Raw genomic sequence first — 11,601 nt, 5'->3', positions numbered from 1 at the left:
TAGTTTTATAAATGCTTACGATTTCTGCTCTTTGCTAAAGTTAATGACATTGCTTAAATACTGGGTTTTTGGGATGTGCAATTTTGAGATTTTCCGATAAAATTCGAGTTTCATCTGCTTTCGTTTGTTCCTAATCATTTTCATTCGCCCTCTTCAAATATAGAGTCAATCTTTAAGTCGAAAAAGTCTGCACGAAAGTGCCGTATTCCAGAATTAAAATCGACTTCGATGTGACCTGCCTTATGGTAACCGCATTGCTCACCTTCTTCGGACTTGGAAGAATCGAAGGTCTTGGAATCGGAACGGTAGCAGCTGCTTTTACGATGGGAAAAGGTATTGTGCTGATGGGAAAACTGCTGGATAAAAAGTTTGCGTTTGTCTCCGTTTTATCACCGGAAAGACCGTAAAATGCAGGGCTGATATTTGATCGTAAAAAATTAGAAAAAAATGTAAAATCCTCTTGAAATCAAGGGGATTTTACTATATAATGAGCAGGACAAAAACAACTGCAGAGTAAGTTCATATGCGTAAAGTGCTCCCGGGATAGAGAGTAGCCAGGGAGACGAAAAGAGAAAATCTTGCGGTATATGAATTGCATCTCGCTGCAACAGAAGATAGAGACAAGAGATTATCTCCTATTGTAGTCAGATATCTGTAAAGGAGGTAATTTTTTATGCAGAAAAATGCAAATGAAACAGCAAAAGAAACAAAAAACATGTTTCTGCAGTCAGCAAAAGAGCTGAAAGCAGTCACAACCCTCGCAGCCTGTGCCATGTTCGCAGCGCTGGCGATGATTCTGAACCAGGTAGCATCGATTGATATCGGACCTTATGTCCGCATTGGATTTTCCGGAATCCCGAACCGCCTTGTCGATTACCTGTTCGGACCAGTGACAGGATGTCTTTTCTCCGGCATTCTTGATGTCGTAAAATATTTCCTGAAACCGAGCGGCCCGTTCTTCTTCGGATTCACCTTTAATGCGATGCTGGCATCTTTTATGTATGGATGCTTCTACTATCGCAAAAAACTGACCATCAAACGTGTGCTTGCAGCCAAGTTCATCGTTATGCTGACTGTCAACGTACTGCTGAACACCCTGTGGATCAGCATGCTGTATGGAAAAGGAATCATGGTGCTTCTTCCGGCACGTGCCTTAAAGAACCTGATTATGTGGCCGATCGATTCCATCATTTTCTATAGCCTGACGAAGTTGATCGAGCAGACCGGCGTCTTCCGCATGTTCCATGCAAGAACCGCTGCACAGGCACAGAGATAAAGAAAAATTCAGACACCATCAAAACGATACATTTACCAATCTGCAGAAAAGGTACTGTCCGCCAGAACAAAAAGGAAGCGGATGGGTTTTGTCGGAAAAGAAAAGCGAAAAAGAACTGCGGCAGGAACTTCCCCAAAAGGAAGCCTGCCGCAGTTCTTTTTGTATGAAAATCCCATCAGGCGGACAGCGATTTTACTGATATCCGTGATCTGACCAGTCATGGTTTTTGATCCGCTCGTAATCCTCCTCTGTAATCGGAAGAATCGTTCCATGCTTGTAGCCGTATGGGAACGAGAAGGAAGCATCAGAACGAACAAATTTTCCGGAAGCAAGGCTGTCTGCAACAAACGGCACATATCCCTGGCCGGCACCCGGAACGCCGTAGTAGTCAAGGAACAGACACCATCTGCTGTCATCAAGCTGTACTGCGGTCGGAGCCTCATAGAGACCGCTCTCTACATCTTTCATGCTCTCATCGAAGCTTTCCATCCGCACATACGGGCCGGCCGCATGGTCGGAGCGGAGCAGAATAATTTTCGCCGGATTGCTTTCACTCTTTACGAAAAGATAATAAACCCCATTCTCTTCATAGATCGCCGAATCAATCACGCCGCTGTCCTCTTTTTCGTACAGAACCTGCGGAGCTGAAAAATGAACAAAATCCTTCGTTGTGCTGTAATAGATTTTTTTGGGACCGTAATCGTTTGCTGCAGGGGAAGAAGACCAGTGCAGAACGTACTCACCGTTTTCTTTATCGTAAATCAGATCCGGTGCCCAGAGGCAGCCGAAGTCATCATCACCGATTTTTACAAGACGCTGGTCGCTCCAGTTTACGAGATCCTCTGATTCCCAGACGGAGAAATACTTGCTGCCGTTTCTGCCGATCTCATCCCAGGAATTGTGATACTGATTCCGCATACCGTAAGAAAGACTCAGGTCAGTGGCGAAAATATAATATTTCCCGGTTTCTATGCTGTGAGTGATAGTAAAGTCGCGTACACCCTTATCTCCATAATACGCCCAGAGAACAGGAGCGCCTTCGTTGACAGCTTCCCAGTGGAAACCATCGCGGCTGATGCCGAAATAAACCTGTTCGCCGTCCGGTGTTGTTTTTTCCCGAAAATGAACAAATAAATATGCCTGTGCCATAAAATAAAACTCCTTTATGCATATGTTTGGATGAAAAATTCAGATGTTCTGTTTTTCAGGCCATACCTTATACGGTTCCATTATTTTGTAAGACGGATCACATTCCAGCTGTGTTTTCCAAGAACGGTGTGCATTTTTCCATTCTCCAGTTTGGTGGCATCGGAATGGGTCGGAGTAACGTGGTTCGGATCTGCTTCGGTGTTGACCGCTTTCATATCGTCGTTTGTCAGCACGATGTGCTCAGCCAGACGGCATCCTTCGAACTGACGCAGATCGCAGGAAACCTCCATATCCTCATCCAGGCTCTTATTGACTGCAAAAATGGTCAGTGCATCGTTTTCCTCATCCCAGATGCAGACAGAATCGAGATACGGAGCTTCGCCGTACGTTTTGCTCTCGTAAACCGGTGTCAGAACCTGTGTATTTAAGACGGTTCCGCGGCCGTATACGCTTGCATGCATGTATGGATAGAAGATCGTCTGACGCCATGCACCGGTATCGGATGTCATGATCGGAGCGATAACGTTGACAAGCTGTGCGAGGCAGGCAATCTTGACACGGTCTGCGTGGCGCAGGAGTGTGATCAGCATGCTTCCGACGAGAAGTGCATCCTCAAAGTTGTAAACATCCTCAAGCTGATGCGGTGCGCGTACCCATTTCTCCAGCTTCTGATCCTGCTCATTGCTGTGATACCATACGTTCCACTCATCGAAGGAAAGGTTAATCTGCTTTTTGCCGTGTTTTTTCGCTTTGACTGCATCACAGATCGCAACTACACCGGAGATGAAATCATCCATGCCCTTGGAGCTTGCCAGGAAATCGACAGTATCATTTGCATAATTTCCGTAGTACTGGTGTAAAGAAAGGTAATCCACCTCATCATAGCATTCGTCCAGAACCGTATATTCCCAGGAACCGAAGGTTGGCATCGTAAGATTGGAGCTTCCGCAGGCAACAGTTTCGATCGTCGGATCCATGAATTTCATTAGACGGGAAGTCTCTGCTGCAATACGTCCGTACTCAGAAGCGGTCTTATGTCCCATCTGCCACGGTCCGTCCATCTCGTTGCCGAGGCACCAGAGTTTGATGTTGTGTGGATCTTTGTAACCGTGGGATTTTCTCAGATCACTGTAGTAGGTGCCGCCCTTGAAGTTGCAGTACTCCAGCACATTTTTTGCATCTTCCGGTCCGCGGGTTCCGAGATTGACGGCCATCATGATGTCACTGCCGGCTTTTTTCGACCAGTCCGCAAACTCATTCAGACCGAATTCGTTTGTCTCAATCACGCCCCAGGCAAGATCCGGTTTTGCAGGCCGTTTGTCTTTCGGACCTACGCTGTCTTCCCAGTGATAGCCCGAGACAAAGTTTCCGCCCGGGTAACGGACGATCGGTACCTGAAGCTCTTTGACAAGATCCAGGGTATCTTTTCGGAAGCCCTGCTCGTCGGAGAGAGCACTTCCTTCCTGATAGATGCCTTCGTAAACGGCGCGTCCCAGGTGCTCGATAAAGGAACCGAAGATTCGTTTGTCAACTTTTCCGGTAAGAAAATATTTGTCAATGATAATCTCTGCTTTTTTCATACTTAAAAATCCTCCTGTTAAAAGAAATGTTCGTTTTCAGACACGATCCAGAAAAACAAAGGATCACCGGCGTGTCTATGATTTTATTCCACCGTTTCGCTTTCGCTTTGGATAGTTTCAATTTTAGCAGGAAGATAGAAAAAAACCAGAGATTTTTGTCCGGCAAATTTGACTTTTTTTCCGGTTTTGCGGTAAAATAGGGAGAAGAAAAGAAAAGGGGAAACGAGAAGAATGGAATTTTCAGTTCATATTTGTGAATATAATAGATCCAACGCCGATTATGAGACGATATATCGGCCGGAGGGCAGCGGGGACTATCTGTTTCTGTTGTTTAAAACGCCGATGAAGGTGTATGACAGAACTGCGTTTTTCATTGCACAGGAAAATGCCTGCCTTTTTTACACGCCGGATCACGAGCAGCATTATCAGGCTGTTCAGAAGTTTCGCAACAGCTATGTCCATTTCTGGTGCGGTAAGAATCTGGGTGAAACGTATGGAATTCCGCAGAATGCTGTTTTTTATCCACAGAATACGGAAGCAATTGATGAGCTGATTCGCCTTTTGCAGAGGGAATATATTGTGAAAGATCCATACGCAGTGGAATATGAGGAAGCACTGGTTCGTCAGATGATGATTACGGCATCGCGCGGTATGCGGCTGTACCAGAAAGCGGCAGAGGAGCCGGCCGGACTGTATCAGGAATTCCAGGAGCTGCGCCTTAAGATGTTGAGCCATTATGAGAAAGGCTGGACGACAGAAAAGCTTTGCCAGATGGCCAATATGGAAAAAAGCCAGTTTTATTCTTATTATAAACAGTTTTTCAGCAGCACCCCGCACAGCGATCTGATTGAAGTACGGCTCGACAAGGCGAAAAATCTTTTGACAAATCAGGCACTTTCCATCGGACAGACCGCGGAAATCTGCGGTTTTTCCAATCTGTCTCATTTCAGCCGCTATTTCAAACGCCACTGCGGATGTTCTCCGCGGGAATGGCAGCAGCAAGGCGGAAAAAGCATAAAATATAAAGTGAAGTTGCAGGAAGATGAGAAATGCTATAGCTTTTCCCAATAGCTTATGATAAAATATTCAGAAGATGTTGGAGTCAAAAGGTACTTTGGCCATGATATCTTCAGAAAAAGTAAGAAAAAGGGAGAGCAGTATGAAAAAGAGAGAGTCATTTAACAGTCGGTGGGGATTTATCCTGGCCTGCATCGGCTCTGCAGTTGGAATGGGCAACATCTGGATGTTCCCTACCCGGGTTTCCTTGTACGGAGGAGGTTCCTTTCTGATTCCGTATTTCCTGTTCGTTGCACTGATCGGCTTTACCGGTGTGAGCGGGGAGATGAGTTTTGGCCGTGCCACAAGATCCGGTCCGGTTGATGCGTTCGGTTTTGCATGTGAAACGAAAGGAAAACGAAAAGCCGGAGAGGCGCTTGGTCTGATTCCGGTGCTGGGTTCCCTGGCAATGGCGATCGGTTATACGGTTGTCATGGGGTGGATTTTCAGGTACATGATCGGAACCTTTACCGGAAAGACACTGTCAGCTGTGAGCGTAGAGGATTTTGCCGGAGCGTTTGAATCCATGGCATCTGCGTTTGGAAACAATTTCTGGCAGATCGTAGCTCTTGTGGTTGCGATGGTCATTCTGGCATTTGGTGTTGGTAAGGGAATTGAGAAGGTCAATAAGGTGCTGATGCCTGTTTTCTTTCTCCTGTTTGTTGCACTTGGTATCTATGTTGCCTTTCAGCCCGGTGCAGCGGATGGATACCGTTATATTTTCCGTGTGGAACCAAAAGCACTTGCAGATCCGAAGACCTGGATTTTTGCACTTGGTCAGGCATTCTTTTCCCTGTCTGTAGCCGGAAACGGAACACTGATCTATGGTTCCTATTTGTCAGATGGAGAAAATATTCCGGCCGCCGCCGGAAGAGTAGCATTTTTTGATACGCTCGCTGCTATGCTTGCTGCGCTGGTTATTATCCCGGCGATGGCAACTACGGGAGCACAGTTAAATACAGGAGGACCTGGACTTCTGTTCATTTTCCTTCCGAATTTGATAAAGTCTATGCCGGGTGGCGCGCTGATCGCAATCGTTTTCTTTGTCGCTGTCTTTTTTGCCGGCCTTACCTCTCTGATTAACCTGTACGAAGCACCGATTGCAACGGTACAGGAAAAATTTCATCTCGGAAGAGTAGCAGCCTGCGGTGTGATCGGGGTTATCGGTGTGGTCGTATCTCTTCTGATCCAGGGCATTGTATCCCAGTGGATGGATGTTCTGTCGATCTACATCTGCCCGCTCGGCGCCGGCCTTGCCGGAGTCATGTTCTTCTGGATCTGCGGAAAGAAGTATGTGCAGTCCCAGGTAGACAAGGGAAGAAGCAGCAAATTCACGGATCTGTATTATCCGATCTGCAAATATATCTACGTGCCGATCTGTGTGCTGGTTCTGATTCTCGGAATCGTGCTGGGCGGAATCGGCTGAAACGATGTTGATAGAAAACGCGCCTGTCGTGCGGAAAAAAAATCCGGCGGCAGGTGCGTTTTTTGATAAAATTTTTCAAATATATAAATCCGATTGAAATACTCGGAAAAAAGATCTACAATCGGAGGCGAAAACAGAGATTTTAACCTCGAAGCAAAATAAGGAGGATATCAATATGGGAAAAAATCTTTTAACAGTGAAAGATTTAACGGTAAATGTAGAAGAAAAAGAGATCCTGCACGGCGTCAATCTTACGATTGGAAAAGGGGAGACGCATGTGCTGCTTGGACCGAATGGTACCGGAAAGTCGACGCTTGGCAATACGCTGCTCGGCAATCCGAAATATAACGTGACACGCGGCGAAATCTGGTTCCAGGGAAAGAACATCACAGAAGAGCCGGTCAATGAACGCGCCAAAATGGGACTGTTTCTCTCGTTTCAGAATCCGCTTGAGGTGCCTGGCGTAACCTTAAGCTCTTTTATCCGCAGCGCCGTCGAGTTAAAGACCGGCAAACGGATGCGTCTGTTTGAGTTCCGGAAAGAACTGGAAAAAGCAATGGAAGTTCTGCAGATGGATCCGTCGTATGCAGACCGTGATCTGAATGTCGGATTTTCCGGCGGTGAGAAAAAGAAAGCCGAGATCTTGCAGCTTCTGATGCTCGAGCCGTCCCTTACCATTCTCGATGAGACCGACTCCGGCCTGGATGTCGATGCGGTCCGCACCGTTTCTGCCGGAATTGAGGCATACCGCAGAAAATGCGGAGGAAGTCTTCTGATCATCACGCACAGCACGAAGATTCTGGAATCACTGATGGTGGATCAGACCCACATCATGGTGGAAGGTGAAATCGTCAAAACCGGCGATGCATCTCTTGTAGAGGAGATCAACCGGGACGGATTTGGAAAATACGAAAAGTCACTGGCGTAAAACCGAAGGTACAGAAAGGATGAAAACGCTGTGAGAGAAAAAAGTTATGTAGAGGATATTGACCGAAGCATCTATGATTTCAAAGACGATGAAAAGGATGCCTATAAAGTAAAAGCCGGCCTGACGCCGGAAATTGTACAGAAAATTTCGGATGAGAAGAAAGACCCTGCCTGGATGCAGCTGTTCCGTCTGCGTTCTTTACAGATCTACAACCAGATGCCGATTCCGGATTGGGGTCCGTCGATTGAGGGTCTGAACATGGATGACATCGTAACGTATGTCCGCCCGAATACGAAAATGAAAGCAAAGTGGTCCGATGTGCCGGATGACATCAAAAATACGTTTGAGCGTCTTGGCATCCCGCAGGCAGAGCGGAAATCACTCGCCGGCGTGGGCGCACAGTATGATTCGGAGCTGGTCTATCACAACGTCCGCGCGGAAGTTGCGGCGCAGGGTGTTGTCTATACCGATATGGAGAGTGCGCTGCATGGTGAGTACGCGGATATGGTGCGGAAACACTTTATGAAACTGGTGAAACCGACCGACCACAAATTTGCCGCACTGCACGGAGCCGTCTGGTCCGGCGGTTCGTTTGTCTATGTGCCGAAGGGGGTTTCCGTGGAAATCCCGCTGCAGTCGTATTTCCGCCTGAATGCGCCGGGCGCAGGCCAGTTCGAGCATACGCTGATTATTGTCGATGAGGACGCGGACCTTCACTTTATCGAGGGCTGTTCCGCACCGAAATACAATGTGGCCAACCTCCATGCCGGATGTGTGGAGCTGTTTGTCGGAAAGAATGCAAGACTCCGTTATTCTACGATTGAAAACTGGTCGAAGAATATGTACAACCTGAACACGAAGCGCGCGCAGGTCGAGGAGGGCGGAAAAATCGAGTGGGTTTCCGGTTCATTCGGCTCCCACGTTTCCTACCTGTACCCGATGAGCGTGCTGAAAGGAAGAGGCGCAAAGATGGAATTTACCGGCATCACGTTTGCCGGTAAGGGCCAGAATCTCGATACCGGAGCGAAGGTTGTCCACAGCGCGCCGGATACGAGTTCCTATATTAACACGAAATCGATCTCGAAGGACGGCGGCATCAGCACCTTCCGTTCGTCAGTCTCTGTAACAAAAGCGGCAAAGAACACGAAATCAGCCGTTTCCTGCCAGTCTCTGATGCTCGATGATATCTCCCGGTCGGACACGATTCCGGCGATGGATATCCGTACAAAAGATGCGAACATCGGCCATGAAGCACAGATCGGAAGCATCAGCGATGAAGCCGTCTTTTATCTGATGTCGCGCGGCATGACGGAAGAGGATGCGAGAGCGTGCATCGTCAGCGGATTCGCGGATGATGTTTCAAAAGAACTGCCGCTGGAGTACGCGGTGGAGATGAACAATCTGATCCGCCTCGAGATGAAGGGCAGCATTGGATAAGGAGGCCAGACACATGGAAGAACAGAACAGCATGAAAATCAACCAGCTTCCATCGAAAACATGGTACTGGCTGGGATTAAATGATACAAAAGTAAAATGGGCGGCGGGTGCGCCGTGTGAAATCTGCGCGGAAGAGCCGTCTGCGGATGATGAGATAACGGGTTTTCCGGAAGCTATGAATACCGGGGCAGGAAAAGAGACGGATGTCCTTTTTGCACCGGAGCAGACGAAAAACTGGAATGTCTCTGCAAAGGAGGGGCAGACGAAACAGGTCACGCTTTCCATCGGACAGGGAAAAGAGACGGTTTCATCCGGAAAGATCCGCGCGGTGGCAGAAGAGGGAGCTTCCCTTACCGTTTTCGAGGTATTTGAACCGGCACAGGCAGCGGGACAGCTCGCGGTGCGGACAGAACTTTACGCGAAAAAAGACAGCCGCATCCGGCTCGTGCAGGTGATGATGCGCGGTGAGGGACAGGAGCTTTTAAATGATGTCGGATGCATCTGCGAGGAAAATGGTGCACTGGATCTTTTACAGGTCGTTGTCGGAAAAGGCGATGTCTATGACGGTATCTGGACCGAACTGCAGAAGGATCACGCATCACTGCAGGCAGAAATCGGCTATCTTCTGCAGAATCAGCAGAAATTTGATGTCAATCTGAATGTGCGCCACTTCGGAAAAGTAACCGAGAGCACGATCCAGGCAGACGGAACGCTGATGGATGCGGCGGAAAAGATCTTCCGCGGCACAATCGACTTTGTGCGCGGTTCGGCAGATTCCGTCGGAGCAGAGACAGAACAGGTATTGCTGCTCGGCGATGATGTAGTCAACAAGACGATTCCTGTGATCCTCTGTGCAGAGGAAAACGTACAGGGAAGCCACGGCGCGGCAATCGGAGAACTCGATGAAGAGACACTGTTTTACTTCGGTGCGCGCGGCATGGACCGTACACAGGCAGAAAATACGATGGCGCGGGCGAAACTGGAAGCAAAAATCCAGAAGATCGGCGATGCGGACATCGAACAGAAAGTAAAAACACAGCTTGCGGAGGTGCTTGACCGTGACAACAGATAACATCAGAAAAAATTTCCCGCTTCTGCAGCAAATGGACACGATCTATCTGGACAACGCGGCGACGGCACAGCGCCCGTCATGCGTTCTTGTTGCAGTACAGGAATTTTACGAACAGAAAAATGCAAATCCTCTGCGAGGATTCTATCCTTTAAGCCTGGAGGCGACGGAGAGCTATCAGGAGGCAAGAAAGACCGTACAGGAGTTTATTCATGCAGAAGAGCCGGAGGAGATTATTTTTACCCGGAATACAACGGAAAGCCTGAACCTTGTGGCATACAGCTATGGCCTGAACTTTTTAAAGGAAGGCGACGAGATCGCTGTAACAATCATGGAGCATCACAGCAATCTGCTTCCGTGGCAGATGGTGTCGCGTATGACTGGGGCAAAGCTCCATTATCTGGAATGTACCAGTGAGGGCGAGCTGACCGATGAGGAGCTCCAAAAGGGCATTAATGAGAGAACACGTCTTGTGGCTGTTGCGCAGGTATCGAATGTGCTCGGCTGCGTGAATCCGATCCAGAAAATCACGGAGATGGCGCACCGCGTGGGAGCCGTTGTCGTTGTGGACGGCGCCCAGAGCGTTCCGCATATGCCGGTCGACGTACAGGCGCTGGATGCAGATTTTCTCGCCTTTTCCGGCCATAAGCTGATGGGCCCGATGGGAATCGGCTGTCTGTATGGAAAACGGGAACTGCTGGAAAAAATGCCGCCGTTTTTAACCGGAGGCGAGATGATCGATTCCGTTTACCGCGACGGAGCCGTTTTTGCACCGGTTCCGCAGAAATTTGAGGCGGGAACGGTAAATGCAGCCGGTGCGGTGGGGCTGGCCGCAGCGATCCGGTATCTGCAGGAAAAAGGATTTGATTATATCCAGAAAAAAGAGCTGGAACTGACGCAACGTGCTATGGAAGGACTCGGCGCGCTGCCGTACGTTCATATCCTCGGTTCCAAAGATCCGGCCAACCACACGGGCATCGTTTCGTTTACGATTGACGGCGTGCATCCGCACGATGTGAGCGAAATTCTTTCTTCTGACGGCATCGATGTGCGGGCAGGCCACCACTGTGCACAGCCGCTTCTGGAATATCTTGGCGTCCGAAGTTCGACAAGAGCCAGCATGATGTTTTATAATACACCGGAAGAGATTGATGCACTGATCGAAAGTGTATCCACAATCAGAAGGAGAATGGGCTATGGAGAGTAGAGGATTTTATAACGAAATTTTGACGGAGCACAATCTGCGTCCGGAATTCAAGCATGATCTGCCGGATGCGGACATCGTACTCGAGGGCGTCAACCCAAGCTGCGGCGATGATATCTGGCTGAAATTAAAAGTCGACGGCGATGTGATCACGGACGGTGCGTTCGTGGGCGACGGCTGTGCGATTTCGCAGGCATCGGCGGACATTATGCTCGGCATGATCATCGGAAAGACGAAGGACGAGGCACTGCGCCTGGGAAATCTGTTTCTGCGCATGATCAAAGGAGAAGCATCCGACGAGGAGATTGACGAACTCGAGGAGGCTGGTGCACTGAAGGACATCTCCCACATGCCGGCAAGAGTGAAATGTGCAGTGCTTGGATGGCATACGCTGGAAGAGGCATTTAAACAGGAAAAATAAGAACAGAAAAACTTTTTGCATTTCTGAGAAAAAGTATCACTTTACCCACTTGCAA

Annotated in this window: 11 protein-coding genes and 1 riboswitch; of the genes, 9 read left to right on the top strand and 2 right to left on the bottom strand. The window is 48.6% G+C overall.

Features of this window, described 5'->3' with window-relative positions; genetic code table 11:
- Positions 1-197 precede the first annotated feature (197 nt).
- Together DW743_RS09850 and DW743_RS09845 are read left to right on the top strand one after the other, a co-directional pair.
- The gene (locus tag DW743_RS09850) at positions 198-407 is read left to right on the top strand and encodes a DUF6198 family protein (protein WP_117761479.1); all 210 of its coding nucleotides are present in this window, start codon (positions 198-200) and stop codon (positions 405-407) included.
- Positions 408-507: 100 nt separating this feature from the next.
- A riboswitch (THF riboswitch) is annotated at positions 508-607 on the top strand.
- Positions 608-673: 66 nt separating this feature from the next.
- Entirely contained in the window at positions 674-1,276 is a 603-nt protein-coding gene (locus DW743_RS09845) for a folate family ECF transporter S component (protein WP_022461732.1), read from the top strand.
- A gap of 192 nt (positions 1,277-1,468) precedes the next feature.
- On the opposite strand, the gene DW743_RS09835 is transcribed toward DW743_RS09845, so the two are convergent.
- Together DW743_RS09835 and arfA are read right to left on the bottom strand one after the other, a co-directional pair.
- The gene (locus DW743_RS09835) at positions 1,469-2,425 is read right to left on the bottom strand and encodes a glycoside hydrolase family 43 protein (protein ID WP_117761480.1); all 957 of its coding nucleotides are present in this window, start codon (positions 2,423-2,425) and stop codon (positions 1,469-1,471) included.
- An 80-nt stretch (positions 2,426-2,505) separates the two neighbouring features.
- Entirely contained in the window at positions 2,506-4,005 is a 1,500-nt protein-coding gene (gene arfA / locus DW743_RS09830; protein WP_117761481.1) for an arabinosylfuranosidase ArfA, read from the bottom strand.
- 231 nt (positions 4,006-4,236) lie between these two features.
- Between arfA and DW743_RS09825 the strand changes: the two genes are divergently transcribed.
- The 7 genes from DW743_RS09825 to sufU all read left to right on the top strand — a co-directional run bounded on the left by DW743_RS09825 (position 4,237) and on the right by sufU (position 11,546).
- On the top strand, positions 4,237-5,076 hold the full coding sequence (locus DW743_RS09825; RefSeq protein ID WP_117761482.1) for a helix-turn-helix domain-containing protein: 840 nt from the start codon (positions 4,237-4,239) through the stop codon (positions 5,074-5,076).
- Positions 5,077-5,164: 88 nt separating this feature from the next.
- Positions 5,165-6,487: a sodium-dependent transporter gene (locus DW743_RS09820; RefSeq protein WP_055217929.1), complete on the top strand. Its 1,323-nt coding sequence runs from the start codon at positions 5,165-5,167 to the stop codon at positions 6,485-6,487.
- Between the two features lie 175 nt (positions 6,488-6,662).
- The gene (gene sufC, locus DW743_RS09815; RefSeq protein WP_055217927.1) at positions 6,663-7,415 is read left to right on the top strand and encodes a Fe-S cluster assembly ATPase SufC; all 753 of its coding nucleotides are present in this window, start codon (positions 6,663-6,665) and stop codon (positions 7,413-7,415) included.
- A gap of 30 nt (positions 7,416-7,445) precedes the next feature.
- Positions 7,446-8,852: a Fe-S cluster assembly protein SufB gene (gene sufB / locus DW743_RS09810; protein WP_117761483.1), complete on the top strand. Its 1,407-nt coding sequence runs from the start codon at positions 7,446-7,448 to the stop codon at positions 8,850-8,852.
- A gap of 13 nt (positions 8,853-8,865) precedes the next feature.
- Positions 8,866-9,924 carry a SufB/SufD family protein gene (locus DW743_RS09805; RefSeq protein WP_117761484.1) on the top strand — a complete coding sequence of 353 codons (1,059 nt, stop codon included), beginning with the start codon at positions 8,866-8,868 and terminating at the stop codon, positions 9,922-9,924.
- Complete coding sequence (locus DW743_RS09800) at positions 9,911-11,128, top strand: aminotransferase class V-fold PLP-dependent enzyme (protein WP_117761485.1); 1,218 nt, start codon at positions 9,911-9,913, stop codon at positions 11,126-11,128. The genes DW743_RS09805 and DW743_RS09800 overlap by 14 nt, the downstream gene beginning before the upstream one ends.
- Complete coding sequence (sufU, locus tag DW743_RS09795; protein WP_055217922.1) at positions 11,118-11,546, top strand: Fe-S cluster assembly sulfur transfer protein SufU; 429 nt, start codon at positions 11,118-11,120, stop codon at positions 11,544-11,546. The genes DW743_RS09800 and sufU overlap by 11 nt, the downstream gene beginning before the upstream one ends.
- The last annotated feature ends 55 nt before the right edge of the window (positions 11,547-11,601 follow it).

Origin of the sequence: Blautia sp. AM28-27, assembly GCF_003480905.1 — a bacterium.
Lineage (GTDB): Bacteria > Bacillota > Clostridia > Lachnospirales > Lachnospiraceae > Fusicatenibacter > Fusicatenibacter saccharivorans.
The sequence above is the reverse complement of the archived record's forward strand: the minus strand, read 5'-3'. Positions and strand labels throughout refer to the sequence as shown.